The sequence below is a fragment of the Pseudomonas sp. KB-10 genome (genome assembly GCF_018221585.1).
Taxonomy (GTDB): Bacteria; Pseudomonadota; Gammaproteobacteria; order Pseudomonadales; family Pseudomonadaceae; genus Aquipseudomonas; species Aquipseudomonas yangonensis.
On record NZ_QYYB01000001.1, the window covers coordinates 396,292 to 421,603 of the forward strand.

The window sequence follows — 25,312 nt, forward strand, 5'->3', positions numbered from 1 at the left end:
ACCGGAGCGAATTTATTCGTGCCAGCGCCGTCGAACGGGAGCACTTCCCGCGATAATGGCGAAGCGGCCACCGCCGCCACTGACTGCCGGACGCCTCATGCAACCCACGCTCAGCCAACTCGACCCACGCACCGCCCGCCTTCTGCCCTGGATAGTGGCCATCGCCTTCTTCATGCAGACGTTGGACGGCACTATCCTCAATACTGCGCTACCGGCCATGGCCGGCGATCTCAACGAAGACCCGCTGCGCATGCAGTCGGTGGTGATCGCCTACATGCTCACCGTGGCGCTGCTGATTCCCGCGTCGGGCTGGATCGCCGACCGCTTCGGTACGCGGCGCATCTTCTTCGGCGCCATCGCCCTGTTCAGCCTCGGCTCGCTGCTCTGTGCACTGTCGGAATCGCTGAGCATGCTGATCGCTGCACGGGTCATCCAGGGACTCGGCGGTGCGCTGATGATGCCGGTCGGACGGCTGGTGGTGCTGCGCGCCTATCCGCGCTCGGAACTGGTGCGGATCATGAGCTTCATCACCCTGCCCGGCCTGCTCGGCCCGCTGATCGGCCCTACGCTTGGCGGCTGGCTGGTGGAGGTAGCCAGCTGGCACTGGATCTTCCTGATCAACCTGCCAGTGGGGCTGCTCGGCTGCTGGGCGGCGCTGCGGCATATGCCGGACTTGCGCGGGCCGGAACGCAGCCGCTTCGATACCGCCGGTTTTCTGCTGTTCGGCGCCGCCATGTTGCTGATCACCGTGGCTCTGGAAGGTCTCGGCGAACTGCACCTGCCAACCATGCGCGTGGTGCTGCTGTTGCTCGGCGGCATGGCCTGCCTGGCTGCCTACTGGCTGCGCGCCGGGCGCATCGAGCACCCCCTGTTCGCCCCCAGGCTGTTCCACACCCGTAGCTTCGCCGTGGGCATCATCGGCAACCTGTTCGCCCGCCTCGGCAGCGGCGCGCTGCCCTTTCTCACACCGCTGCTGCTGCAACTGGCGATGGGCTACTCACCCGCCCAGGCCGGCATGAGCCTGATCCCCCTGGCGCTGGCGGCCATGGCGGCCAAACCGCTGGCCAGGCCGCTGATCGAACGCCTCGGCTACCGCAACATCCTGACCAGCAACACGCTGCTGCTCGGTGCCCTGATCGCCAGCCTGGCGCTCGTCGACGGCGACACCTCGACGCTGCAGCTGATCATCCAGCTGAGCCTGATCGGTGCCTGCAACTCGCTGCAGTTCACTTCAATGAACACCGTGACCCTGATCGATCTGGACAACCGCGACGCCAGCAGCGGCAACAGCCTGCTGTCGGTGGTGGTGCAACTGGCGATGGGCCTTGGCGTAGCCTCGGCAGCGGCGCTGCTCAGTGGTTTCAGCCGTGAGCTAGGCGGCAGCGAGCACGTGCTGCCGGCCTTTCAGGCCACCTACCTGTGCGTGGGTTTGCTATCGATGCTGGCAGCGGCGATCTTCCTGCAACTGGATACCAAAGAGGGTCGAGGCGGGCGCACTATCGAGGTTTCAGCGGACGAATGAGCGGGCCTGCTACACTGCCGGCCTGTTTCTCCATGCCCGAGCCACCGCCGTGACCGCCAACGCCTTCGCCAGCCTGCCCCTTTCCGCCGCCATGCAGGCCAACCTCGCCGCCATCGGCTATGCCGAGATGACGCCGATCCAGGCCGCCAGCCTGCCGCTGATTCTCAAGGGCCGCGACCTGATCGCCCAGGCCAAGACCGGCAGCGGCAAGACCGCCGCCTTCGGCATCGGCCTGCTGCACCCGCTCAACCCGCGCTACTTCGGTTGCCAGGCGCTGGTGCTATGCCCGACACGCGAGCTGGCCGACCAGGTGGCCAAGGAGATCCGCAGGCTGGCCCGCGCTGCGGACAACATCAAGGTGCTCACCCTCTGCGGCGGCGTGCCCTTCGGCCCGCAGATCGGCTCGCTGGAGCATGGCGCCCACGTCATCGTCGGCACGCCGGGCCGGGTGCAGGAGCACCTGCGCAAGGGCACGCTGAAGGTCGACGGTTTGAGCACCCTGGTGCTCGACGAAGCCGACCGCATGCTCGACATGGGCTTCGTCGACAGCATCAGCGAGATCATCGAACAGACCCCGGCACGCCGGCAGACCCTGCTGTTCTCCGCCACCTATCCGGCCGGCATCGAGCAACTCGCCGCGCGCTTTCTGCGCACTCCCGAGCGGGTCGAGGTCGAGGCGCTGCACGACGATGATCAGATCGAGCAACGCTTCTACGAAATCGCCCCCGGCCAGCGCATGCAGGCGGTCAGCACCCTGCTACGGCATTTTCGCAAGCAGCCGGTGGTGGCCTTCTGCGCCACCCGCCAGCAGTGCGATGAGCTGGCGGCACAACTGGAGGCCGAGAAGATTTCCGCCGCAGCGCTGCACGGCGATCTGGAGCAACGCGAGCGCGACCAGATTCTCGCCCTGTTCGCCAACCGCAGCCTGAGCGTACTGGTGGCCACCGACGTCGCTGCCCGTGGCCTGGATATCGCCGGGCTGGAGATGGTGATCAACGTCGAGCTGTCGCGTGATGCCGAAGTGCATATTCACCGCATCGGCCGCAGCGGGCGCGCCGGTGACAAAGGCCTGGCACTGAGCCTGGTGGCGCCAGCCGAAGCCGGTCGCGCTCAGGCCATCGAAGCCCTGCAGGGCAAGGAGTTGGCCTGGTATCCGCTGCCTGCAGCCAAGGCGACCGGTGAGCCGCTGCTGCCACCGATGCACACCCTGTGCATCGGCGCCGGACGCAAGGAGAAACTGCGCCCCGGCGACATCCTCGGCGCCCTGACCGGCGATGCCGGCATTCCGGGCGACCAGGTCGGCAAGATCGCCCTGTTCGACTACCAGGCCCTGGTTGCCGTGCAGCGTGACGTGGCGCGCCAGGCTCTGAAACGCCTGAGCGAAGGCAAGATCAAGGGCAGAACGTTGCGCGTGCGCTTATTGTGAGGACGGCTCGTGACCGAGCGCACTGGCTCTGGCTCGCAAGATCGCGAACAGCCTCCTAGGCTGATATAAAGGATCAAACGACCTGGGCCGGAGTTACCCATGCGCAATATTCTGGTCATCGAAGACAGCCCCCTGGTCCTGAAGATCCTCGAGCATCTGTTCCGCCAGGAAACCGATCTGGAGCCGATCTTCTGCGCCTCGCTGGCCGAGGCCGAAGTCATGCTGGAGACATCCGCGTCGCTGTTCTTCGCCGCCATCGTCGACCTGCACCTACCGGACGCGCCGGACGGCGAAAGCGTCGATCTGGTCATGCGCTACCACCTGCCCTGCATCGTGCTCAGCGGCAGTTACAACGAGCAGCGGCGTGACGATCTGCTGATGAAAGGCGTGGTCGATTACGTGCTGAAGGAAAGCCAGCATTCCTACGAGTACGCCTTCCGCCTGCTGCACCGGCTCGATCACAACAGCCATATCAAGATTCTCGTCGCCGACGACTCGGCAGCGCAGCGCCATTACATTCGCCACATTCTCGAAGCCCACCATTACCAGATCATCGAAGCCAGCGACGGCAAGGAGACCCTGCGCCAGCTGAACGAGCACCCGGACCTCGACCTGCTGGTGCTCGACCATGCCATGCCCGGCGTCAGCGGCTTCGAACTGGTCAAGCTGCTGCGGCAGAAACTGCGCCTCAACGACCTGATCATCATTGGCGTTTCCGCCGACCCCAAAGGTTCGCTGAGCGCCCAGTTCATCAAGCATGGCGCCGACGATTTCCTGCGCAAGCCGTTCTGTCCGGAAGAGCTGAACTGCCGGGTGATGTCGACGCTGGAGCGTCGCGACCTGCTGCGTGCGCTGAAAAAAGCAGCTCAATTCGATGCCCTGACCGGCTTGAACAACCGCCGCGCCTTCTACGAACAGGGCCTGCAGATGCTGCAGCAGGCGCAACGGGAAGGCCGCGAAGTCAGCGTGGCGATGCTCGATCTCGACCATTTCAAGCAGATCAACGATGGTTTCGGCCATGCCAGCGGCGACAGCGCGCTGGTGGTGTTCGCCCGGGCCATGAGCAACGCCTTCCCCGACATGCTGCTCGGCCGCCTGGGCGGGGAGGAATTCGCTCTGCTCACCCTGTATGGCGCGCAGCACGTGGCCCAGGCGTTGGACAGGTTGCGCAGACAGTGCGCCGGGCTGCATTACGCCGTCGGCGCCCCAGCGCTGTCGTTCAGTGCAGGGCTCTACCAGGGCGAACCGGAAGATCTGGAAAGCCTGCTGCACGAAGCCGACATTCGCCTGTATCGGGCCAAGCAACAAGGCCGCGCGCGTACCGTCCTGGCCTGATCAGGGAGCATGCAGCTGCAGCGTCGCGGCATAGCTGCCGTCCTCGTTCATCGCATCGATAGCGGCATCGAAGCGCCTGGCGATCTCACGGTGATCAGGATGGCTGCGACGCACCAGTATGTGCAGGCCATTCTCGCTCAGCGGTAAGGGCAGAAATTCCAGCTCATCGCGAAGAGAGCTCAACTCTCGTGCGAGAACATGACGTGCCACCAGCTCGTCCTCCAGCGCAAGCTGCACCCGCCCGGCATGCAACATGCGCGCGGCAATCTCGAAGCTGCCGACGCCGACCTTGAGCAGACGCGGGTCGCTGTCGAACGCCCTGGAGTAGGCGTACCCCCGGATCACAGCGATGCTGTACGGGTAGAGATCGGCCAGCTTTTCGAAGCGGATCTCGCCACCCTTGCGCTGTATCAGGCGGATGCGGTTGACCAGATAAGGCTGGGAAAAATAGCCGTACTCGGCGCGTTCGTCGCTGTACCAGGCGTTGATCAGCACATCGTAATCACCGCGCCTGAGTCCCAGCACCGCACGCTCCCAGGGCACCTCCACATAGCTGGTGCTGTAACCGGCACGCTTGAGTGCCTGCTCCACCAGGTCGCTGGCCAGCCCCTTACCGGGAAGTTCCTGATCGTTGAAAGGCGGCCAGGGATTCGCCACCAGACGCAACCGCTCCGCCGAGGCCAGCGCTGGCGACAGCAAAAGGAGCAATAGCCAGACGCGTACTGCAGGCATGAGGTGGCGATCCATCCGAAATCCTGGTTGTAGTGATAGCAGGCGCAGCGCAACTCGTCACTGTCTCAAATCTGAAACAGCCATCTGAAGCATGCCGCAGGCGCCAGCCGCATGCCGGCAAAACCGGCGGTACAGAGCGGCTTCGGGTAGACTTCCCGGGTTTTAACGCAGCCTTTGTGCGGCAGCGATCCACCTGGGGACATCTCGTGTTGCAAACCGACGTACTGATCATCGGCGCAGGCGCCGCCGGCCTCATGTGTGCGGCCACGGCCGCCGCCCGTGGCCGCCGGGTGCTGGTGCTCGACCACGCCAACAAGGCCGGCAAGAAGATCCTCATGTCCGGTGGCGGCCGCTGCAACTTCACCAATCTGTACTGCGAGCCGGGCAATTTCCTGTCCGGCAACCCGCACTTCTGCAAGTCCGCCCTGGCGCGCTTCACCCAGTGGGATTTCATCGGCCTGGTGGCCAAGCATGGGGTGCCCTACCACGAGAAGAAACTCGGTCAGCTGTTCTGCGACAACAAGTCCAGCGACATCCTCGAGCTGCTGCTGGCCGAATGCGCCGAGGCCGGTGCGGAGATTCGCCTGAACACGGCGGTGCAACGCATCGAGAAGCGCGACGGCAGCTTCCTGGTGCACAGCGACCTCGGCGAGGTGGCTTGCCAGTCGCTGGTGATCGCCACCGGCGGGCTGTCGATCCCGACCCTCGGCGCCACCGGCTTCGGCTATCAGGTGGCCAGGCAGTTCGGCCACGAACTGCTGCCGACCCGCGCCGGCCTGGTGCCCTTCACCCTCACTGACCCGCAGCTCAAGGCTCTGTGCACCGAACTGTCCGGCACCTCGGTGGAGGACTGCCGGGTCAGCTGCAACGGTCAGAGCTTCGTCGAGAACATCCTGTTCACCCACCGCGGCCTGTCCGGCCCGGCGATCCTGCAGATTTCCTCCTACTGGCAACCGGGCGATACCCTGCATATCGACCTGCTGCCGCATATCGACCTGCCCGAGTGGCTGGCCACCCAACAGCGCGAACGCGGCAACAGCGAGTTGAAAACCCTGCTGGCCGAGCTGTTCACCAAGAAGATGGCGGCCCTGCTGGCGGACAGCTGGTTCACCAACAAACCGCTGAAGCAGTACACCCCGGGCGAGCTCAGGACGATTGCCGAGCGTCTGTCGGACTGGCAGCTGGTGCCGGCCGGCACCGAAGGCTATCGCACCGCCGAGGTGACCCTGGGTGGGGTGAGCACCGACGAGGTGTCGTCGAAAACCCTCGAATCGCTCAAGGTGCCGGGGCTGTACTTCATCGGTGAAGTACTGGACGTGACCGGCCACCTGGGCGGTTTCAATTTCCAGTGGGCCTGGGCCTCGGGGTACGCGGCCGCGCAATACGCCTGAGACCACGAATATTGCGCCCCACTCGATGGCGCAGCGGGAACTGCCGACGCGGCGCAGACTCTGCTATGAACCGCAGCAGTGAAGCTGCGTACAACAGGGACGGCACCGCCACATGACGCTCGAACAAGGCCAGATATTCGTCATTCTCATTGCCAGCATGGGCTTGTTCATCTGGGGTCGCTGGCGTCATGACGTGGTGGCGCTCGGCGCCCTGCTGGCCTGCGTCATCGCCGGCTTGGTACCCGAACGCGAAGCCTTCACCGGCTTCGGTCACCCTGCGGTGATCACCGTTGCCTGCGTGCTGGTGCTCAGTCACGGTCTGCAGCGCACCGGCGCGGTCAGTCGGCTGGCGCAGCGCCTGCTACCCAGCGGGGCCGGCGTGCTGCTCTCGATTGCGGCCCTGACCAGCCTTGGCGCCCTGCTCTCGGCATTCATGAACAACGTCGGCGCCCTCGCCCTGCTGATGCCCATCGCCCTGCAGATTGCCGCACGCCTGGAGTTGCCACCGGGGCGCGTACTGATGCCGCTGGCCTTCGGCACCATCCTCGGCGGCATGACCACCCTGATTGGTACACCGCCGAACCTGATCGTCTCCAGCTTCCGCGCGCAGCATGGCGGCGGTCCCTTCGCCATGTTCGACTTCAGCCCGGTCGGCGTCGCCGTGGCGCTGGCTGGCGTGCTGTTCATCACCCTGCTCGGCTGGCGCCTGGTACCCAGACGCGAAGTGGGTAACGCCGCCAGCTTCGATACCGGCCATTACCTCACCGAAGCGCGGGTCAAGGAAGGCGGCAAGGCACAGGGCAAGACCCTGCGCGAGATCGAGCAATTGCTCGACGAAGCCGACGCACAGGTAGTAGCCATGGTGCGCAACAAGTTGCGCCTGACTGCACCCAACCCACGGCGCGTACTGCAGGCCGATGATGTGCTGGTGATCGAGGCCGACCCGCAGGAGCTGGGCGAAGTGCTCGGCCAGCTGGATCTGCTGCTGGAAGCCGAACGCGAGGCCCAGGAAGCCGAACAGAAGGAGGACAAGGAAGGCGAAACGGAAAAGAAGGCCAGCAACAACGAAGATCGTGCACTGCAGGAGTTGCTGGTCAAGCCCGACTCGTCGCTGATCGGCCGCTCCGCCAGCAGCACGCGCTTGCGCAGCCGCTACTCGATCAATCTGCTGGCCATCTCCAGGCAGAGCCACCGCTCGATCAAGCGCCTGCGCTCGACCCTGATCCAGAGCGGCGACGTGCTGCTGATGCAGGGCAGCGCCGAGGATATCGGTGAGTTCGCCAGCGACTACGACTGCGTGCCGCTGGCCGCGCGCGCCATCAACATTCCCGATCCGCGCCAAGCCAACCTTGCCCTCGGCATCATGCTACTGGCCATCGCTGCTGCCGCTTTCGGCCTGCTCTCTGCCGCGATCGCCTTCGCCAGTGGCGTACTGGCCTACATGCTGCTGCGCCTGATACCGCTGCGTGCCGTTTACGAATCCATCGACTGGCCGGTGATCGTGCTGCTCGGCGCGCTGATCCCGGTGGCCGGGGCGATGTCGTCCACCGGCGCCGCCGACCTGCTCGCCCGCCTGCTGATGGAGAACCTGGCGCAGGGCAACGCCATCATCACCCTGACCCTGCTGCTGGTGGTGACCATGACGCTGTCGGATTTCATGAACAACGCCGCGACCGCGGCGGTGATGTGCCCTATCGCCCTGAGCGCCGCCAGCCAGCTTGGTGTCAGCCCGGACGCGCTGTTGATGGCAGTGGCCATCGGCGCCTCCTGTTCATTCTTGACGCCCATTGGCCACCAGAACAACACGCTGATTCTCAGCCCCGGCGGCTTCCGCTTTGGCGACTACTGGCGCCTCGGTCTGCCGCTGGAAATACTCGTGGTGCTGATCAGCGTGCCGCTGCTGCTTTGGGTTTGGCCGCTGTAGGTATCGAGCGCAACGGCCGAACCCCGTGCACCGCCTAGAGCTGCTCGAGCAGGCTGGCAGGTGGCTGGAAACGCAGCCCGTGGGCCTCGGCAACGCTGGCACAGGTGATGGCGCCGCGCGCGATGTTCAGACCGGCCAGCAGATGCGGATCCTCTTCCAGCGCTCGGCGCGTCCCCTTCTGCGCCAGCGCCACGACGAAGGGCAGGGTAGCGTTGTTCAGTGCCAGGGTCGAAGTACGGGCCACCGCGCCGGGCATGTTGGCGACGCAGTAATGCACCACATCGTCGACCACGTAAGTAGGTTCGGCATGGGTGGTGGCATGCGAGGTTTCGGCGCAGCCGCCCTGATCGATGGCCACGTCCACCAGCACCGCGCCGGCCTGCATCTGGCGCACCATGTCGGCAGTAATGAGCTTGGGCGCAGCCGCCCCGGGAATCAGCACGCCGCCGATGACCAGATCGGCTGCCAGCACCTGTTCCTGCACCGCAGCGCGTGTGGAATAGAGCGTGGTGATGCGGTTGCCGTACTGCGCGTCGAGCCGGCGCAGGGCATCGACACTCTTGTCCAGCACCGTGACATCGGCGCCGAGGCCGACGGCCATGGCCAGGGCATGGCTACCCACCACGCCGCCGCCGAGAATCACCACCTTGCCCGGCGCCACCCCGGGCACCCCGCCAAGCAGCACACCGCGACCGCCACGCGCCTTCTCCAGGCAGCCGGCACCGGCCTGGATCGACATGCGCCCGGCCACTTCCGACATCGGCGCGAGCAACGGCAGGCGGCCCTGCGCATCGGTCACCGTTTCGTAGGCGATACAGGTGGCGCCGCTGGCCATCAGCTCGTCGGTCTGCGGCCGGTCCGGTGCCAGGTGCAGGTAGGTGAACAGCGTGTGCTGCTCGCGCAATTTGGCCCGTTCCACCGCCAGCGGCTCCTTGACCTTGACGATCAACTGCGCCTGCTGGAACACCTCGCCGGCGCCTTGGGCGATCTGCGCCCCGGCCTGGCGGTAGTCTTCGTCGGCAAAACCGATGGCGGCTCCGGCCTGGGTCTCGATCCACACCTCGTGCCCCAGTGCGGTCAGTTCAGCCACGGACTGCGGTGTGAGGCCGACACGGTACTCGTGATTCTTGATTTCCTTGGGTACGCCGATTCGCATGGTTCTCTCCCAGCGTTCAGGATCAACATCCTGAAGTCTAGAAAAGCGTCACGCGCCCCACCGGGAAAAACGTCAGAAAAGCTGTCCGCCCGTCACTGCCCGAACAGCAGTCGCCGCGCTTCGGCAGTGAGCAGCGCCTGTGGATCGGCGTTCACCTGCTCCACCAGCGCGTAGGCACGCTGTACAGCCGGGCGGGCATCGATGCGTTCTAGCCAGGCGGCCATATTGGGCAAGTCCTCCAGCTTCTGCTGCTGCATTTGCCAGCCCCTGGCCCAGGGATAGATGGCCATGTCGGCGATGGAATAGTCGCCTGCGACGTACTCGCGCCCGGCCAGTTGGCGATCAAGCACACCGTAGAGGCGGGCGGTTTCCTTCACATAGCGATCGATGGCATAGGGGATGGGCTCCGGCGCGTAGCGCAGGAAATGATGGTTCTGCCCGGCCATCGGCCCGACGCCGCCCATCTGCCAGTACAGCCATTGCAGCACGCCGAAACGCGCGCGTGTCTCGCGCGGCAGGAATTGCCCGGTCTTGTCGGCGAGGTATTCGAGAATCGCCCCGGATTCGAACAGGGCGATGGGCTCGCCGCCATCGGCCGGCGCATGATCGACGATGGCGGGAATGCGGTTGTTCGGCGCGATCTTGAGAAACGCAGGGGAGAATTGCTCGCCCTTGCCGATATGCACCGGGACGATGCGGTACTCCAGCCCGGCCTCTTCGAGGAAGATGCTGATCTTGTGGCCGTTCGGCGTGGTCCAGTAGTACAGGTCGATCATTGGCTCTGCTCCATCTCGATCCTGGCCCGCTTGACCGGACCGTGGGTGGATTCGTAAGCCTGCAGGATGCGCGCGAACCAGGCGCCCAAGGTCGAATCGTCGGTCCAGGGCTGCGCCCCCAGGCACCAGGCCCAGAGCAGCATGCCGGCCAGCAGGTAGTCGCAGCCGCCAGGGGCCTGACCTTCGAGGAAGGGCTGATCACGCAGCCACATTTCCAGCGGCGCTACACCTTCACGAAACAGCCGCTCGCCGCCCTGCGGATCGGCGAAGTCCTCCAGGCTCATGCCCAGCGCCTGCTCGCGGCTGCTGCGGAAATACTCGCGGTCGGCCGGGTCGATCACCTGCCAGACGCGCGGGATCAGTATCTTCAACAGCGGCACGCGGACCATGTGAAAGCTCAGGCGCTCGACCAGACCGGCGCGCTCGGCCGCCAGGCCCTCGCCGAGCAGCGGGCGTTGTGGATAACGCTGATCCAGGTAGGTGAAGATCGCCAGGCTGTCGTGCACCGTTTCGCCGTCGTCGCTCAGCACCGGCACCAGCTTCTGCCCTGAGAAGGCGATCAGTTCCTTGTCGGTGAAACGTATCGGTCGGCTCTGCCAGTCCAGCCCCTTGTGCGCCAGGGCCAGGCGTACGCGCCAGCAGTAGGGCGAGAACAGCAGCTCGCGATCGGCGCCGCACAGTTCGAACAACTCCCGCATATCACCTCCTTTAAAGACCATTCGGTCCAGAATAAAGCGAAGAAAAACCAGCGTAGGATTGCTCACTGGCAGTCCAGGCTCGTCATCACCACGGCCACGGTGGCACGGATCGAGTCCGCCGGCACCGCGGATTTCACCTGCGTGCGCAGCCCGCTCATTACGCACTGCAAGTAGCCGGCCCGGGCCGCGAGGTCCTGATCGTTGCGCAGTTCCCCGCAGGCCACGGCGCGCGCCAGCGCCTCTTCGAACACCTGGCAGACACCCGCGGTGGCCTGCTGCAAAACCGGCACCAGCGCGGGCTCCGACAAGGAGAATTCATTGGCGACGTTGACCAGCATGCAGCCACGCGGCACGCCACCGGGACCATCGTCTTCGAGCACGCTGAGCAGGCGCTCGCGGATGAAGGCCAGCGGCGAGGCGCTGGCGTCAAGCTGCTCCAGCAACAAGGCTCGGCGCTGCGCTACGTATCGGCTGAACGCCGCGACGAACCAGGCCTGCTTGCTCGGGTAGGTCTGATACAGGCTGCTCTTGGACAGCCCGGTGGCCGCCTGCAGGTCCTGCAGCGATGCGGCCTCATAACCGCGCTGCCAGAACAGCTGCATGGCGTTTTCCAGGGCCCGGTCCGGGCAGAAGCTTTTGGGGCGTCCACGTGTCGTCATGGACGCAATTTAGAACCAGTCAGTTCCAAACTCAAGCCTTGGGCTCCTTGAGGTCGACGATGCCGCGCAGCAGTTCCACCGGCAGCGGGAAGACGATGGTCGAGTTCTTGTCGCTGGCGATATTGCTCAGCGTCTGCATGTAGCGCAGCTGCATGGCGCCGCTCTGCCGGCCGAGGATCTCGGCAGCCTGCATCAGCTTTTCCGAGGCCTGCAGCTCGCCTTCGGCGTGGATCACCTTGGCCCGCCGCTCGCGTTCGGCTTCGGCCTGGCGGGCGATGGCGCGCACCATCGACTCGTTGATGTCGACGTGCTTGATCTCGACGTTGGCCACCTTGATGCCCCAGGCGTCGGTCTGCGCGTCCAGCACCTGCTGGATGTCGGAGTTGAGCTGCTCACGCTCGGCGAGCATCTGGTCCAGGTCGTGCTTGCCGAGCACCGCGCGCAGCGTGGTCTGCGCCAGCTGGCTGGTGGCGACCATGTAATCCTCGACCTGGATGATCGCATTTTGCGGATCGAGCACGCGGAAGTAGATCACCGCGTTGACCTTGACCGAGACGTTGTCGCGGGAAATCACGTCCTGCGGCGGTACGTCGAGGACGATGGTGCGCAGGTCCACCCGCACCATCTGTTGCAGGCCGGGGATGATCAGGATCAGCCCCGGGCCCTTGACCCGCCAGAAGCGGCCGAGCTGGAACACCACGCCACGTTCGTATTCACGCAGGATGCGAAAGGATGAGACGAGCAGCGCGAGAACGATGATCGCCAGTGAAATGAAGCTCAATTCGAAACCCATCAGTGACCTCCTTGGGGCGGTGGTTCATCCACCGCGCTGACCTGCAGATGCACGCCGTCGCGCGCCGTGACTCGTACCCGCTGACCAAGCCGTAATGGCGCAGTACCCCGCACCTGCCAGCGCTCGCCCTGCAGGGCGACCCAACCGGCGCGCGGATCGTCGTCACGCACCGCAGCGACCGCCACCAGGCTGCCGACCAGACCGCTGGCACCGGCCACCTGCTGGCGCCGCCTGGCCCTGAGCGCCATGCCGACGATGGCCAGGACCAGCGCAGCGCTGATCAGCGCCAGGGTGACGATCAGCGCCAGCGGAATACCGAAACCCGGCACATCGGTATCGATGAGGATCAGCCCGCCGAACACGAACGCCACCACCCCGCCGATGCCGAGCACGCCGAAACTGGGCAGGAAGGCCTCGGCGGTGATGAAGGCGATGCCGAGCAGAATCAGCGCCACGCCGGCGTAGTTCACCGGCAGCAATTGCAGGGCGTAGAGCGCGAGCAGCAGGCTGATGCCACCGAGCACGCCGCCAACGCCACTGCCGGGGTTGGCGAATTCGAAGAACAGCCCGTAGATGCCGATCATCATCAGGATCAGCGCCACGCTGGGGTTGGTGATCACCGCCAGCAGGCGGGTGCGCCAGTCCGGTGCATGGCTGATCAGCGGCGCGCCAGCCGTAGCCAGGGTCTGCTCGACGCCTGCCGCCTGCAGGGTCTTGCCATCCAGCTGGCGCAACAAGTCGGTGGTATCAGCGGCCAGGTAGTCGATCACCTGGCGTTCCAGCGCCTCCTCGGCTGACAGACTGACGGCTTCGCGCACCGCCTGTTCGGCCCATTCGGCGTTGCGTCCGCGCATATTGGCCAGGCCGCGGATGTAGGCCGCGGCGTCGTTGACCTGCTTGGCGGTCATGGCGTCATCCGAGCCCTTTTCGCCTTGTGTCGCTTTGTTCGCCTCGCCCTTGCCCTCTCCCTCGGGCTTGCCTGGCGAGCCCGGCATGCCGATGGCCACTGGCGTGGCGGCGCCGAGATTGGTCCCCGGAGCCATCGCGGCCACATGACTGGCGTAGAGGATGTAGGTGCCGGCGCTGGCGGCCCGCGCACCTCCGGGTGCGACGTGCGTCGCGACCGGAACCGGGCTGGCGAGAATCGCCTTGATGATGACGCGCATGGCGCTGTCCAGGCCGCCGGGGGTGTCGATCTCGATCACCACCAGCTGGGCGCCTTCGTCCACCGCCCTGGCCAGGCCGCGCACCAGATAATCGGCACTGGCCGGGCCGATAACGCCATCCACCTGCAAGCGCACCACTGCGCCCGGCGCCGCACTCACCCCCACCGATCCGCAGAGGATCAGAGCGCACAGACACAGACGCAACCAGCCAGGTGACACGTTCGACTCCCAGGCCCGCGGTGGTACCGAAGATGTGGCAGCGGGACCTTACTGAGCATAGTCCAGGCCTTCTGCGACTCCCTCGACCGGGCAACCGGATGTGCTACAGGGCATGTACGAGCGGGTGAAGCGAGGCGCCAGGCATGGCTATTGGGTGCAGATGGATACCCAGCGGTCATTCAGTTCCGGTAGGCTGCTCATCTCTACTTCAACCAGGTCGTTTATGCCCCGTCCCCGCCTTCGCCAATCGTTGCGCCGTCTCTGGGCGCTGGACAAATTCAGCGCCAGCCTGCGGGTGCTCATCGCCCTGACCGGAGCCCTCGCGCTGTGTTGGTGGCAAGGTTGGATGCACGGACTGATCCCCCTGTTTCTCGGCATCATCGCCAGCGCCCTGACCGAGACCGATGACAGCTGGCAGGGCCGTCTCGGTGCGGTGCTGGTGACCCTGGCCTGCTTCAGCGCGGCGGCCTACGCGGTGGAGTTTCTGTTTCCCTACCCCTGGCTGTTCGTCATCGCCCTGGCGCTGTCGACCTTTTGCCTGACCCTGCTCGGCGCCCTGGGCGAGCGTTTCGCCACGCTCGGCTCCGGCACGCTGATCCTCGCCGTGTACAGCATGATCGGCGTCGAGCAGCGCGGCGGCGTCGCCGGCCTGTGGCTGGAGCCCCTCCTGCTGGTGGCCGGCGCCGCATGGTACGGCCTGCTGTCGGTGATCTGGCATGGCCTGTTCGCCCATCAGCCGGTGCAGCAAAGCCTGGCCCGGCTGTTTCGCGAGCTGGGCAAGTACCTCAAGCTCAAGGCGGCACTGTTCGAACCCGTGCGCCAGCTGGATGTCGAGCAGCGCCGCCTGGAGTTGGCGCAGCAGAACGGACGCGTGGTATCGGCGCTCAACGCGGCCAAGGAGATCATCCTGCACCGGGTCGGCAATGGCCGTCCCGGGCCCAAGGTCAATCGCTACCTGAAGCTGTACTTCCTCGCCCAGGACATTCACGAACGCGCCAGCTCCTCGCACTACCCCTACAACGAACTGGCCGAGGCCTTCTTCCACAGCGACGTACTGTTTCGCTGCCAGCGTTTGCTGCGCCTGCACGGCGAAGCCTGCGAACGCCTGGGCAGCGCCATCGAACTGCGCCAGCCCTTCGAATACCGCGAGCTGTGCAGCCAGGCGCTGGAAGATCTGCATGCCTCGCTGGACCATCTGCATCTGCAGAGCAACCCGGCTTGGCGCCGCCTGCTGCGCTCGCTCGGCGCACTGGCCGGCAACCTCGCCAGCCTCGACCTGCTGCTGGGCAATGCCAGCAACCCCGATGCCCTGGCCGACGAACAGGACAGCAGCCTGCTCGATCGCGAACCGCATTCACTGCGTGAAGTGGCCGAGCGCATCGGCCAGCAACTGACGCCCACCTCGCTGCTGTTTCGCCACGCTCTGCGCCTGTCCATCGCCCTGGCCGCCGGTTACGGCCTGCTACATCTGATTCACCCGACCCAGGGCTACTGGATTCTGCTGACCACCCTGTTCGTCTGCCAGCCGAACTACGGTGCCACGCGCCTGAAGCTGGTGCAGCGTATCGTCGGTACCCTGGTCGGTCTGGGGCTCGGCTGGGCGCTGTTCGATCTGTTCCCCGATCCGCGCGTCCAGGCGCTGTTCGCCGTGGTCGCCGGGGTCGCCTTCTTCGCCACGCGCAGCACGCGCTACACCCTGGCCACTGCGGCGATCACCCTGCTGGTGCTGTTCTGCTTCAACCAGGTCGGTGATGGCTACGGTCTGTTCCTGCCACGCCTGGTCGACACCCTGCTCGGCAGCCTGATCGCCGGGCTGGCGGTATTCCTGATCCTGCCGGACTGGCAGGGGCGGCGCCTGGGCCGCATGCTCGCCGGCACGCTGAGCTGCAACAGCGCCTACCTGCGGCAGATCATCGCCCAGTACGCCCGCGGCAAACGTGACGACCTCGGCTACCGTCTGGCCCGGCGCAACGCGCACAACGCCGACGCGGCCCTGTCCACCACCCTCGGCAACATGCTGATGGAGCCGGGCCACTTCCGTAAGGATGCCGACCTCGGCTTTCGCTTCCTGGTGCTGTCGCACACCCTGCTCAGCTACCTCTCTGCGCTCGGCGCGCACCGCGGGGAACAGTTACCGCAGGCGGTCCAGGCACAACTGCTGGCACAGGCCGAAGCGCTGGCGAGCAGTCTCGATGAAATCGCCACCGGCCTGCGTGGCGAGCAGCCGCTGGTGATTCACAGCGACGAGGAACAGGCCCTGGCGCAGAGCCTGGAGCAGATCGCCGATGACGTCGATGAACGGCAGCGCCTGGTGCAGACGCAGCTGGCGCTGATCTGCCGCCAGCTCGCACCGCTGCGCACCCTGGCGGCACACCTGCAGAAGGATCGCCACTAGCAGCTCAATGCGGCTTTCTGCCACTATTTAAGGACGCCTATTTCCCAGGCCTTGCCCATGCCAGCTAACCGACACGCCGCCCCTGCCTTTCCGGTCTCGTTGCCGGGTCTGCTGCTGGTGTGCTGTCTGCTTCTAACCAGCCAGCTCTCCTTCGCCGCCACGCGCCTGAACGAAGTCAGCGCGCCACAGGATCTCTACGGCCTGGTGGATTTTCTCGCCGACCCACAGGGCACGCTGAGCCTGGACGACGTGCGCGCCGCCGACGCGCCATTTGAGTCCTCACTGAAACGTCGCGATCTGAGCTTCGGCTACGTGCCGGGGGTGATCTGGTTGCGTCTGGAACTGCAATCGGACGCTCAGCAAACGCGCATCTGGCGCCTGGAACTGAACTACGCCTCACTGGATGAAGTACGCCTGTACGATATCGGCGCCGATGGCGTGCGCGAGTCACGCAGCGGCGATACTGTGCCCTACGCCGAGCGCGCCGTCGGCCATCGCTACCCGGTATTCGAGATCACCCTGCAACCTGGCGAGCAGCGCACGCTGTACCTGCGCGTCGACTCGCGCGGCAGCATGACCCTCAGCGGTGCGCTGATGTCTTCGCGCGATTTCGAGCAGCACAGTCAGAATGGCTATCTGGTGCACGCCATCTACTTCGGCGTGCTGATCGCGCTGGGCCTGTACAACCTGCTGCTGTTTCTCGCCCTGCGCGAACGGCCCTTCCTCAACTACGTGCTGTTCATGTTCGCCTTCGCCCTCAGCGTACTGTCGCTCAACGGCCTTGGCGCGCAGTACCTGTGGTCCGACGCCGCGCCCTGGAGCAATCGCATGTTGCCGGTCAGCCTGACCTCGGCGGCGCTGCTGTCGGTGATCTTCGCCCGCAGCTTCCTCGATACCCGCCAGTGGCTGCCGCGCTGGGACCGGGTCCTGCTGATGTTGTGCATGGCCATCGGCACCGCTGTATTGGCCACGCTGCTGCTACCGGTGCAGCGCGCCTTGCAGCTGATGTCGGTGACCGGCCTGATCGCCACCCTGACGCTGCTGGTCACCAGCTTCGTCTGCGTCGGTTACCGCGTGCCCGGTGCGCGCCTGTTCGCCCTGGCCTGGCTGATGTTGCTGACGGGTGCGGTGCTGCTGGCGCTGCGTAACTTCGCCCTGATTCCGTCGAACTTCATCACCCTGTACGCCATGCAGATCGGCTCGGGGCTCGAGATGATCCTGCTGTCCTTCGCCCTGGCCGCGCGCTTCAACGAACTCAAGCGCCAGCGCGAGGCGGCGCTGCAGCTCAACGAACAGGTCCTGGCCAAACGCGTCACCGAACGCACCCTGGCGCTGGAGCAGGCCAACCAGCGCCTCAGCGAACTGGCGTTGCAGGACCCGCTGACCGGCCTGGCCAACCGTACTGCCCTGCAGCAGCATCTGGATCAGGCGCTGGCGCGCAGCCTGCGTCGCAACGAACTGCTGGCGGTGATGCTGATCGACCTGGACGGGTTCAAACCGATCAACGACCAGCATGGCCACGGCTTTGGCGACCTGGTACTGGCCGAGATCGCCGAGCGTCTACGTCAGTACATCCGCGATGCCGACCTGCCGGCCCGCCTGGGCGGCGACGAGTTCGTGGTGGTCTGCGAGAATGTGCAATCGGCCGAAGACGCCCACGACCTGGCCAAGCGCCTGTTGGAAGGGCTGGACACACCGATGTATCTGGAAAATCGTGCCGTGCGCGTCGGCGCCAGCATCGGTATCGCCCTGAGTCGCGGCGGAGACGATGCCACCACGCTGATCCGCCTGGCCGACGCCGCGATGTACCAAGCCAAGGCCGCCGGGCGCAACCGCGTGCAACTGGCAACCGCGCATCCCTGAACAGGGGCCTGCCCCATCCCGTCACCGCCCAAATAGCGCACCATGGACAAAAATCTGCTGCTGTACGACGTGCTTACCCATCTGCAGGCCGACCTCGAGCAGGCCAGCCTCGCCGCCCTCACCGCTCACGAAGCGGCCACCCATGAGGAGAACGTCGCCGAAAACAAATACGACACCCTGGGCCTGGAGGCCGCTTATCTGGCCAGCGGCCAGGCACGCCGGGTCGAAGAACTGCGCCAGACCCTGATCACCTGGCGCCAGTTGCGCCCGCGACCATTCGACGAGGCGCAGGGCATCGAACTGGGTGCACTGATTCAGCTGGCTAGCGAAGACGGCCATGAGCAGTGGCTGTTTCTCGGCCCGCAGGGCGCCAGCATGAAGCTGCAGCAGGCCGGGCAGAGCGTTCAGGTACTGGGCAATGCCGCGCCGCTGGGCCGTCTGCTGCTCGGCAAACGTCCGGGTGACGAAATCACCCTGCCCATGGGCAATAGGCAGCAGGTATTCGAAGTGCTGGCAGCCGAATGAAGGGAACTATCCGAGCCTCGGTTGGGTAATTATCGATGAACCCTACGTTTGGAGAGCCCGCCATGGAAAACCCCGTCCACAGTCTGCCCGCCCTGTTCAAGCAGCTTGGCCTGCCCGACGATCCGGCCAGCATCAACGCCTTCATCAGCACCCATTCGCCTCTGCCGGACGCATGCAAGCTGTCCGAGGCCCCCTTCTGGACCCCGGCTCAGGCAGCGCTGCTGCGCGACGAGATTCTCGAAGACGCCGACTGGGCGCCGGTGGTCGACCAGCTAAACGTGCGCCTGCACGGCTAACAGGCTGTTGAAAAACTATCTGCGTTGCCACTGCCGCGTTAAAAACAGGCTCGTGCGCGAGTCCGATCAAAATGCTCATTTACAGCTCGTAAACTCCGCTTTTTCGCCTGTTTTTGCGGGGCCGCCATCGGTATTGCATTGGCTGCCTCGCCTACGTTTTTCAACGGTCTGCTAGCGGGCAGGCGCGCCTGCGCTTCAACCGCCCGCCGTCATCTCGCGCCAGGTCAGGTACATGCGCAGGTCGAACTCGATCTGCGCATAGCCCGGCAACATGTGATCGCAAAGCTTGTAGAAGGCCTTGTTGTGCTCGGCCTCCTTCAGGTGCGCCAGCTCGTGCACCACGATCATCTGCAGAAAGGCCGGCGCGGCGTCGCGAAACAGCGAGGCGACGCGAATCTCCTTCTTGGCCTTGAGCCTGCCGCCGTGCACTCGCGAGATAGCCGTATGCAGCCCCAGCGCCCTGTGGGTGAGATCAAGGCGGGCGTCATAGAGCACCTTGTCGATCGCCGGTGCGTTCTTCAGGTGCTCCTGCTTGAGGGCCATCACGTAGCCGTACAGTGCCTTGTCGCTCTGCACCTCGTGGCGGCCCGGATAGCGCTGGGCCAGGTAATCACCCAGCCGATCATCGGCAATCAACTGGCGCACCTGCTGCTGCACGGCCACCGGATAACCCTGTAGATACTTCACCGCTCAGGTCCCTTGTTCATCAGGACCGCCAGTGTAACGGATAGCGCCCTACTCGCTGGGCAGCACACGCAACAGGCGCCCCTGCGGGTTGTCGGTGAGCAGGTAGAGGGCGCCGTCCGGTCCGCTGCGCACGTCGCGAATGCGCTCGTCCAGCTCTTCGAACAGCACCTCCTCACCGGCCAGCATGCCGTCGCGCACACGGATACGGCGTACGCTGCGTTCGGCCAGGGTGGCGGCGAACAGGTCGCCCTGCCAGTCGGGGAACAGCTCGCCGCGATACAGCGTCAGGCTCGACGGCGCCACCGATGGCGTCCAGTGCAGCAGGGGGGCGGTCAGCCCCGGCAACTCGGTGTAGGGGCTGACCCGCGCACCGGTGTAATCGATACCGAAGGTCACCAGCGGCCAGCCGTAGTTGTTACCAGCCTCGATCAAGTTGAGTTCGTCGCCGCCACGCGGGCCGTGTTCATGGCTGTACAGGCGGCCACTCTCGGCATCGAAGACGATGCCTTGCACGTTGCGATGACCCAGGCTGTAGATCTCGGCGGCGGCGCCGGCCTGCCCCACCATCGGGTTGTCCGGCGGCACGCTGCCGTCGCGGTTCAGCCGCACGATCTTACCGAGATGATTGGCCGGATTCTGCGCCTCCTCGCGCCAGTCGAAGCCGTCGCCCAGCGTCAGCACCAGGGTCTTGTCGGCCAGGAAGGCGATACGCCCGCCGTAGTGCGAAGCACCCTCCTTGAGCGGCTGGGCGGTGAACAGGACCTCGAAGTCGTGCAGCTCGTCGTCCACCAGGCGGGCGCGGGCCAGACGCGTGTTGTTGGCCTCCTGCGTGCCGTGCGTGTAGGTCAGGTACAGCCAGCGGTTGTCGGCGTAATCCGGGTCCAGCGCCACTTCCATCAGCCCCGCCTGGGCAGCGCTAAAGGCTTCGGGTAAGCCGGCGACGGGTTCCGGGTCGACACTGCCATCGGCTTCGATGATGCGCAGGCGCCCGACGCGTTCGGTGACCAGCAGACGGCCATCCGGCAGGAAAGCCATCGCCCAGGGGTGCTCCAGACCTTCGCTGAAGGTTTCGATACGGTAATCCAGCGCCAGCGAAGGCGTACTGACCAACAGGGCGCCAAGCAATAGCGCGCGCTTACTTCTCAACATGGGCCACGCCTTGTCACAGGGAGTCGGAAGAGGTCGGGCGCGTCCGGTAGCGCACACGCCGGCCAAGCAGCCCGAACAGCAATGCGCCGACGCTGCCGCAGGCCATTAGCCCGAGCGTGCCGTAGGGGCTGCGATCAGCGGCGATCAGCGTCGGCATCGGGGCCACGACATTGGCCAGCGCCAGTGCCGACCAGATGGCCAGCGCGCCCGCCAGGACGAAGATCAGCCAGCGCAGCGTGGGTATACGCCGGGCGAACCAGGCGGCCATCGGCAGTGCGATAAGAAAGCCCAGCGCACTGAGCAGGATGAAGGTGGGAGCGAAGCCGAGCAGGTCGAGGCAAGTGGTGCCAACGCGTACATCCAGCGGCATCGGTGCGCCCAGCGCTTGCAGGGCGGCGAGGTTGGTCTGGGTCTGGAAGATCGAGGCAAGCAGCGAAGCCAGCAACACGGCGAGGACGAAAGCGAGCAACAGGCGCGGCTTGCTGGACATGGAGAACAGTTCCCGGAACGACAGTGCCCGGATTATGGCGCACCCTACCGGCCGTTATGTTCCGGGTGTTTTACAGGGTTTTACCTGTGCCGGACATCGCCTCTTTCCTCGCACTTTCGGGCTGCGCAGTGGATCGAAAGCGCCAATGATAATGACTTTAAATTGACGCCAATAAGCCGACAAACGGCTATCACGCTTTCGCCCCGATTGCCGTTATAAAGCGCGCCACGAGCGCACTCGCTGCTCGTGAAGGCAGCCCTGCCACCCTTCTAGCTCGCGCGTCACCGGCTGGAACGCCAAGTAAGCCGTTACTGACTCCTGGATGAGATGTGCCCCCGACTGAAGTTTCCTTTTTCAGGAGCTTTTGAACATGATCGAACTCGCCATGTGGAATCTCAGCGTTCCAGTCGGCGTCCCCGCGACCACCATCGAGACCCGCGTTCTGGCCGGTGGTTACCAGGATCACTATTTCCAGTCCAAGGAGGGCGCCATCTTCTTCTGGGCACCGGTCAATGGCACCACGACCGAGAGCGCGAAGTACCCCCGCACCGAACTGCGCGAAACCTACGCCGACGGTCGCCTGCGCAACTGGACCTATCCGGAGTCGGACAATTTCCTGCGTGCTTCACTGAGCGTCAGCCAGGTGCCGTCCACCGGCAAGATCGTCATCGGCCAGATTCATGCCTTCAAGAGTTCCGAGCCGCTGCTCAAGCTGGAGTACCAGTACAAGACCAAGACCGCCGACGGCAATATCGTCGCCAAGGTCCGTGTGACGCCAACCTCGGAGATCCAGGTGGTGAACATCGCCAGCGGCATCCGTCTGAACCAGCCGTTTCGCTACGTGATCAACCTGAAACCGGACGGCACCCTGGCCGTCAGCCTCAACAGCATCAACTGGAACACCCGAGTGGAGCCGACCTGGGCGGTCAAACCGCTGTACTTCAAGGCCGGGGTCTACACCCAGGACAACACCGGGTATGAAACCGAAGCCGGCGCCGCGCGCTTCGATCTGCTCAAGATCGAACACCGCTCGCTGGTTGGTGCAGCGAACTGACGCGACCTGAACGCACGCCATAAAAAAACGCCGCGACTCCGTGAGGAGCCGCGGCGTTTTCCGTGTAGCGCGCGGGCTTAGTTGACCTTGGCGTTCAGCTCGCCGCTGGCGTAGCGCTGGAACATGCCTTCCAGGGAGATCGGCTTGATCTTGGAGGCATTGCCAGCGGTGCCGAAGGCTTCGTAGCGGGCGATGCAGATGTCACGCATGGCGACGATGGTCTTGGCGAAGAACTTGCGCGGGTCGAACTCGCTCGGATGCTCGGCCATCATGCGACGGATGGCACCAGTGGAGGCCAGGCGCAGGTCGGTGTCGATGTTGACCTTGCGCACGCCGTGCTTGATGCCCTCGACGATTTCCTCGACCGGCACACCGTAGGTTTCCTTGATGTCGCCGCCGAACTCGTTGATCACCTTCAGCCACTCCTGAGGAACGGACGAAGACCCATGCATCACCAGGTGGGTGTTGGGGATGCGCTTGTGGATTTCCTTGATGCGCTCGATGGAGAGCACGTCGCCGGTTGGCGGCTTGGTGAACTTGTAGGCGCCGTGGCTGGTGCCGATGGCGATGGCCAGGGCATCGACCTGGGTCTTCTTGACGAAGTCCGCGGCTTCTTCCGGATCGGTCAGCAGTTGGCTGTGATCGAGCACGCCCTCGGCGCCGACGCCATCTTCTTCACCAGCCATGCCGGTTTCAAGGCTGCCCAGGCAACCCAGTTCACCTTCCACGGAAACGCCGCAGGCGTGAGCGAAGGCCACGGTCTGCTGGGTTACGCGGACGTTGTACTCGTAATCGGCCGGGGTCTTGCCGTCTTCCTTCAGCGAACCATCCATCATCACCGAGGAAAAGCCCAGCTGGATCGAGCGCTGGCACACGTCCGGGCTGGTGCCGTGGTCCTGGTGCATGCACACCGGAATGTGCGGGAATTCTTCGATGGCAGCCAGGATCAGGTGGCGCAGGAACGGCGCACCGGCGTACTTGCGGGCACCAGCGGAGGCCTGGACGATGACCGGCGAATCGGTCTTGTCGGCGGCTTCCATGATGGCGCGCATCTGCTCGAGGTTGTTGACGTTGAAGGCCGGCACGCCGTAGCCGAATTCGGCGGCGTGGTCGAGCATCTGGCGCATGCTGATAAGTGCCATGGTGTTTCTGTCTCCCGGTTTGGAGGTCGTTGATCGTGCAAGCCTGCCGCAGGGGCAGGCGTTGTTCAAGTTTCGTCGAGTCTGGGCTCAGCCCAGCTCTCGTCTCGGCAGAGCCGAGGGTATTACGGAGCCTTGCAACCGCGACCTATCAGGTCATCGGTAGCCGTCCAGTAGACCAGGCCTTCCTCCCCCTTGGTATGGAAGGACAGACGCCCGTCGCTGTAAAGCGCGCCGGAGGCGGCCGGCTCCTGAGTCAGGCGATAGACGATATCGTCCCCGCCCAAGCGCACGTCCACCTGATCGAAGCTGCCATTGGCGAAGCGCCACTGGACTTCGGCCTGGCTGTCGCATACCCAGCGATTCCACTGATCCGGCGCGGCCGGCTGGTTGCTGCAGGCTGCCAGCAGCAGGGCGATGGCAGCGAGCCCCGCCAGTTTGATCCCGCTCAATTACCTCTCCTCGTCAGCAACGCTGTTCCGGCGCCGGGCCAGTAGGCTGGCCGGTGCTTTCCTCGACACGCTGATCATCCTGAGTGGTCGGGGTTTCGATCTGCGCCGGGCTGAATACCTCGCAGGCCGCTTCCCGACCACCGCCGGCACAACCGGCCAGCAACATACCAATCACGCTCAATGCGGCTAACTTGTCCATGACACGACTCCTTGTACGATGATCCGGTTTTCTACAGACCACCCGTTCGCGTCAGGGTTTAATCAGCCGGGGCGCTGGGTGACACCCATCACCCTGGCTCGCCGTTATTGTGCGCGCTGCTCCAGCACTTCCACGGCCGGCAGTACCTTGCCCTCGACGAACTCAAGGAAAGCACCGCCACCGGTGGAAATATAGGAAATCTTCTCGGCCACGCCGTACTTGTCGATGGCCGCCAGGGTGTCGCCGCCGCCGGCGATGGAGAACGCCGGGCTCTCGGCGATGGCCTGGGCCAGGGCCTTGGTGCCGTTGCCGAACTGGTCGAACTCGAACACGCCGACCGGGCCGTTCCACAGGATGGTCTGCGAGGCCTTGAGCATCTCGGCGAACTGCTTGGCCGTCTGCGGGCCGATGTCGAGGATCATGTCGTCTTCAGCCACGTCCTTGACCGCCTTGACGGTGGCTTCGGCATCTTCGGCGAAGGCCTTGGCCACCACCACATCGACCGGCAGCGGTACGCTGACCTTGGCTGCGATGGCCTTGGCAGTCTCGACCAGGTCGGCTTCGTACAGCGACTTGCCCACCGGCAGGCCGGCAGCCGCGAGGAAGGTGTTGGCGATGCCGCCACCGACGATCAGCGAATCGCAGATGTCCGCCAGCGAGTTGAGCACGTCCAGCTTGGTCGACACCTTGGAGCCGGCGACGATGGCCAGCATCGGACGGGCCGGCTTGTCCAGCGCCTTGCCCAGTGCGTCCAGCTCGGCAGCCAGCAGCGGGCCGGCGCAGGCGACCTTGGCGAACTTGGCCACGCCATGGGTCGACCCCTGAGCGCGGTGGGCGGTGCCGAAAGCGTCCATCACGAAGACGTCGCACAGGGCAGCATACTGCTGGGCCAGCTCGTCGCTGTTCTTCTTCTCGCCCTTGTTGAAACGCACGTTCTCCAGCAGCACCAGCTCACCGGCCTTGACCTCGACACCGCCGAGGTAGTCCTTGACCAGCGGTACTTCGCGGCCAAGGGCCTTGCTCAGGTAGGCGGCGACCGGAGCCAGGCTGTCTTCCTCGCTGTAGACACCCTCTTCCGGGCGCCCCAGATGCGAGCAAACCAGCACGGCTGCGCCTTTTTCCAGCGCCAGCTTGATGGTCGGCAGCGAAGCGAGGATACGCGCGTCGCTCTTGACCACACCGTCCTTCACCGGGACGTTGAGGTCTTCGCGGATCAGCACGCGCTTACCATTGAGGTCAAGGTCGGTCATCTTCAGAACGGTCATA

General features: G+C 64.9%; 24 protein-coding genes. 10 read left to right on the top strand and 14 right to left on the bottom strand.

Going from position 1 to position 25,312, the window contains the following annotated elements:
- The first annotated feature begins 97 nt into the window (after positions 1–97).
- The 3 genes from mdtD to DXK50_RS01775 all read left to right on the top strand — a co-directional run bounded on the left by mdtD (position 98) and on the right by DXK50_RS01775 (position 4,283).
- Positions 98–1,522 (top strand): multidrug transporter subunit MdtD, encoded by a 1,425-nt coding sequence (mdtD, locus tag DXK50_RS01765; protein WP_161865823.1) that lies wholly within the window; start codon positions 98–100, stop codon positions 1,520–1,522.
- A gap of 49 nt (positions 1,523–1,571) precedes the next feature.
- Positions 1,572–2,948, top strand: coding sequence for an ATP-dependent RNA helicase DbpA (gene dbpA / locus DXK50_RS01770; protein WP_161865822.1), 1,377 nt, complete (start codon positions 1,572–1,574; stop codon positions 2,946–2,948).
- Between the two features lie 99 nt (positions 2,949–3,047).
- Positions 3,048–4,283, top strand: coding sequence for a GGDEF domain-containing response regulator (locus DXK50_RS01775; RefSeq protein ID WP_161865821.1), 1,236 nt, complete (start codon positions 3,048–3,050; stop codon positions 4,281–4,283).
- On the opposite strand, the gene DXK50_RS01780 is transcribed toward DXK50_RS01775, so the two are convergent.
- Positions 4,284–5,015, bottom strand: a complete 732-nt coding sequence (locus DXK50_RS01780; RefSeq protein ID WP_212629157.1) for a substrate-binding periplasmic protein — start codon at positions 5,013–5,015, stop codon at positions 4,284–4,286.
- 206 nt (positions 5,016–5,221) lie between these two features.
- On the opposite strand from DXK50_RS01780, the gene DXK50_RS01785 reads away from it, so the two are divergent.
- Positions 5,222–6,406, top strand: a complete 1,185-nt coding sequence (locus DXK50_RS01785) for a BaiN/RdsA family NAD(P)/FAD-dependent oxidoreductase (RefSeq protein WP_212629158.1) — start codon at positions 5,222–5,224, stop codon at positions 6,404–6,406.
- A 112-nt stretch (positions 6,407–6,518) separates the two neighbouring features.
- Positions 6,519–8,330, top strand: a complete 1,812-nt coding sequence (locus tag DXK50_RS01790; protein WP_161865819.1) for an SLC13 family permease — start codon at positions 6,519–6,521, stop codon at positions 8,328–8,330.
- Positions 8,331–8,364: 34 nt separating this feature from the next.
- On the opposite strand, the gene ald is transcribed toward DXK50_RS01790, so the two are convergent.
- From ald to DXK50_RS01820, 6 genes are all read right to left on the bottom strand, one after another.
- Positions 8,365–9,486, bottom strand: coding sequence for an alanine dehydrogenase (ald, locus tag DXK50_RS01795; protein WP_212629159.1), 1,122 nt, complete (start codon positions 9,484–9,486; stop codon positions 8,365–8,367).
- Between the two features lie 92 nt (positions 9,487–9,578).
- Positions 9,579–10,262 carry a glutathione S-transferase N-terminal domain-containing protein gene (locus DXK50_RS01800; protein ID WP_212629160.1) on the bottom strand — a complete coding sequence of 228 codons (684 nt, stop codon included), beginning with the start codon at positions 10,260–10,262 and terminating at the stop codon, positions 9,579–9,581.
- Positions 10,259–10,960 (bottom strand): glutathione S-transferase family protein, encoded by a 702-nt coding sequence (locus tag DXK50_RS01805; protein ID WP_212629161.1) that lies wholly within the window; start codon positions 10,958–10,960, stop codon positions 10,259–10,261. Before DXK50_RS01805 ends, DXK50_RS01800 begins: the two co-directional genes overlap by 4 nt.
- Positions 10,961–11,022: 62 nt before the next feature.
- A complete protein-coding gene (locus tag DXK50_RS01810; RefSeq protein ID WP_212629162.1) occupies positions 11,023–11,562 on the bottom strand; it encodes a TetR/AcrR family transcriptional regulator in 540 nt (179 codons plus the stop codon).
- Positions 11,563–11,650: 88 nt separating this feature from the next.
- The gene (locus tag DXK50_RS01815; RefSeq protein WP_024306571.1) at positions 11,651–12,412 is read right to left on the bottom strand and encodes a slipin family protein; all 762 of its coding nucleotides are present in this window, start codon (positions 12,410–12,412) and stop codon (positions 11,651–11,653) included.
- Positions 12,412–13,797, bottom strand: coding sequence for an NfeD family protein (locus DXK50_RS01820; protein ID WP_349292057.1), 1,386 nt, complete (start codon positions 13,795–13,797; stop codon positions 12,412–12,414). The genes DXK50_RS01815 and DXK50_RS01820 overlap by 1 nt, the downstream gene beginning before the upstream one ends.
- A 223-nt stretch (positions 13,798–14,020) precedes the next feature.
- On the opposite strand from DXK50_RS01820, the gene yccS reads away from it, so the two are divergent.
- The 4 genes from yccS to DXK50_RS01840 all read left to right on the top strand — a co-directional run bounded on the left by yccS (position 14,021) and on the right by DXK50_RS01840 (position 18,876).
- Positions 14,021–16,192: a YccS family putative transporter gene (gene yccS / locus DXK50_RS01825; protein WP_212629163.1), complete on the top strand. Its 2,172-nt coding sequence runs from the start codon at positions 14,021–14,023 to the stop codon at positions 16,190–16,192.
- 57 nt (positions 16,193–16,249) lie between these two features.
- Positions 16,250–18,055, top strand: a complete 1,806-nt coding sequence (locus DXK50_RS01830) for a diguanylate cyclase (RefSeq protein ID WP_161865812.1) — start codon at positions 16,250–16,252, stop codon at positions 18,053–18,055.
- 42 nt (positions 18,056–18,097) lie between these two features.
- On the top strand, positions 18,098–18,580 hold the full coding sequence (locus DXK50_RS01835) for a GreA/GreB family elongation factor (RefSeq protein WP_212629164.1): 483 nt from the start codon (positions 18,098–18,100) through the stop codon (positions 18,578–18,580).
- Positions 18,581–18,642: 62 nt separating this feature from the next.
- A complete protein-coding gene (locus DXK50_RS01840; protein WP_161865810.1) occupies positions 18,643–18,876 on the top strand; it encodes a DUF2789 domain-containing protein in 234 nt (77 codons plus the stop codon).
- Positions 18,877–19,071: 195 nt separating this feature from the next.
- On the opposite strand, the gene DXK50_RS01845 is transcribed toward DXK50_RS01840, so the two are convergent.
- Genes DXK50_RS01845 through DXK50_RS01855 form a run of 3 tightly spaced genes read right to left on the bottom strand, consistent with a single transcriptional unit; the run spans position 19,072 to position 21,202 of the window.
- Positions 19,072–19,563, bottom strand: a complete 492-nt coding sequence (locus DXK50_RS01845) for a YgjP-like metallopeptidase domain-containing protein (protein ID WP_161865809.1) — start codon at positions 19,561–19,563, stop codon at positions 19,072–19,074.
- 48 nt (positions 19,564–19,611) lie between these two features.
- Positions 19,612–20,712: a PQQ-dependent sugar dehydrogenase gene (locus tag DXK50_RS01850; RefSeq protein WP_212629165.1), complete on the bottom strand. Its 1,101-nt coding sequence runs from the start codon at positions 20,710–20,712 to the stop codon at positions 19,612–19,614.
- A gap of 13 nt (positions 20,713–20,725) precedes the next feature.
- On the bottom strand, positions 20,726–21,202 hold the full coding sequence (locus tag DXK50_RS01855; RefSeq protein ID WP_212629166.1) for a hypothetical protein: 477 nt from the start codon (positions 21,200–21,202) through the stop codon (positions 20,726–20,728).
- A 370-nt stretch (positions 21,203–21,572) separates the two neighbouring features.
- Between DXK50_RS01855 and DXK50_RS01860 the strand changes: the two genes are divergently transcribed.
- Positions 21,573–22,256 (top strand): polysaccharide lyase family 7 protein, encoded by a 684-nt coding sequence (locus DXK50_RS01860; protein ID WP_212629167.1) that lies wholly within the window; start codon positions 21,573–21,575, stop codon positions 22,254–22,256.
- A 77-nt stretch (positions 22,257–22,333) separates the two neighbouring features.
- On the opposite strand, the gene fba is transcribed toward DXK50_RS01860, so the two are convergent.
- The 4 genes from fba to DXK50_RS01880 all read right to left on the bottom strand — a co-directional run bounded on the left by fba (position 22,334) and on the right by DXK50_RS01880 (position 25,311).
- Positions 22,334–23,398 carry a class II fructose-bisphosphate aldolase gene (gene fba / locus DXK50_RS01865; RefSeq protein ID WP_161865805.1) on the bottom strand — a complete coding sequence of 355 codons (1,065 nt, stop codon included), beginning with the start codon at positions 23,396–23,398 and terminating at the stop codon, positions 22,334–22,336.
- A 122-nt stretch (positions 23,399–23,520) separates the two neighbouring features.
- Positions 23,521–23,847 carry an MliC family protein gene (locus tag DXK50_RS01870; protein WP_161865804.1) on the bottom strand — a complete coding sequence of 109 codons (327 nt, stop codon included), beginning with the start codon at positions 23,845–23,847 and terminating at the stop codon, positions 23,521–23,523.
- A gap of 13 nt (positions 23,848–23,860) precedes the next feature.
- Positions 23,861–24,046 (bottom strand): hypothetical protein, encoded by a 186-nt coding sequence (locus tag DXK50_RS01875; RefSeq protein ID WP_013713644.1) that lies wholly within the window; start codon positions 24,044–24,046, stop codon positions 23,861–23,863.
- A 104-nt stretch (positions 24,047–24,150) separates the two neighbouring features.
- Positions 24,151–25,311, bottom strand: a complete 1,161-nt coding sequence (locus DXK50_RS01880) for a phosphoglycerate kinase (protein ID WP_161865803.1) — start codon at positions 25,309–25,311, stop codon at positions 24,151–24,153.
- Position 25,312: the final 1 nt, after the last annotated feature.

What these genes read in the sequence shown, in the direction of transcription:
- DXK50_RS01860 (WP_212629167.1), top strand. Translation starts at nt 21,573, where the DNA reads ATGATCGAACTCGCCATGTGGAATCTCAGCGTTCCAGTCGGCGTCCCC.
- DXK50_RS01805 (WP_212629161.1), bottom strand. Translation starts at nt 10,960, where the DNA reads ATGCGGGAGTTGTTCGAACTGTGCGGCGCCGATCGCGAGCTGCTGTTC.
- DXK50_RS01810 (WP_212629162.1), bottom strand. Translation starts at nt 11,562, where the DNA reads ATGCAGCTGTTCTGGCAGCGCGGTTATGAGGCCGCATCGCTGCAGGAC.
- DXK50_RS01880 (WP_161865803.1), bottom strand. Translation starts at nt 25,311, where the DNA reads ATGACCGTTCTGAAGATGACCGACCTTGACCTCAATGGTAAGCGCGTG.
- DXK50_RS01840 (WP_161865810.1), top strand. Translation starts at nt 18,643, where the DNA reads ATGGAAAACCCCGTCCACAGTCTGCCCGCCCTGTTCAAGCAGCTTGGC.
- DXK50_RS01800 (WP_212629160.1), bottom strand. Translation starts at nt 10,262, where the DNA reads ATGATCGACCTGTACTACTGGACCACGCCGAACGGCCACAAGATCAGC.
- fba (WP_161865805.1), bottom strand. Translation starts at nt 23,398, where the DNA reads ATGGCACTTATCAGCATGCGCCAGATGCTCGACCACGCCGCCGAATTC.
- DXK50_RS01835 (WP_212629164.1), top strand. Translation starts at nt 18,098, where the DNA reads ATGGACAAAAATCTGCTGCTGTACGACGTGCTTACCCATCTGCAGGCC.
- DXK50_RS01780 (WP_212629157.1), bottom strand. Translation starts at nt 5,015, where the DNA reads ATGCCTGCAGTACGCGTCTGGCTATTGCTCCTTTTGCTGTCGCCAGCG.
- DXK50_RS01850 (WP_212629165.1), bottom strand. Translation starts at nt 20,712, where the DNA reads ATGTTGAGAAGTAAGCGCGCGCTATTGCTTGGCGCCCTGTTGGTCAGT.
- ald (WP_212629159.1), bottom strand. Translation starts at nt 9,486, where the DNA reads ATGCGAATCGGCGTACCCAAGGAAATCAAGAATCACGAGTACCGTGTC.
- yccS (WP_212629163.1), top strand. Translation starts at nt 14,021, where the DNA reads ATGCCCCGTCCCCGCCTTCGCCAATCGTTGCGCCGTCTCTGGGCGCTG.
- DXK50_RS01875 (WP_013713644.1), bottom strand. Translation starts at nt 24,046, where the DNA reads ATGGACAAGTTAGCCGCATTGAGCGTGATTGGTATGTTGCTGGCCGGT.
- mdtD (WP_161865823.1), top strand. Translation starts at nt 98, where the DNA reads ATGCAACCCACGCTCAGCCAACTCGACCCACGCACCGCCCGCCTTCTG.
- DXK50_RS01790 (WP_161865819.1), top strand. Translation starts at nt 6,519, where the DNA reads ATGACGCTCGAACAAGGCCAGATATTCGTCATTCTCATTGCCAGCATG.
- DXK50_RS01830 (WP_161865812.1), top strand. Translation starts at nt 16,250, where the DNA reads ATGCCAGCTAACCGACACGCCGCCCCTGCCTTTCCGGTCTCGTTGCCG.
- DXK50_RS01855 (WP_212629166.1), bottom strand. Translation starts at nt 21,202, where the DNA reads ATGTCCAGCAAGCCGCGCCTGTTGCTCGCTTTCGTCCTCGCCGTGTTG.
- DXK50_RS01815 (WP_024306571.1), bottom strand. Translation starts at nt 12,412, where the DNA reads ATGGGTTTCGAATTGAGCTTCATTTCACTGGCGATCATCGTTCTCGCG.
- DXK50_RS01775 (WP_161865821.1), top strand. Translation starts at nt 3,048, where the DNA reads ATGCGCAATATTCTGGTCATCGAAGACAGCCCCCTGGTCCTGAAGATC.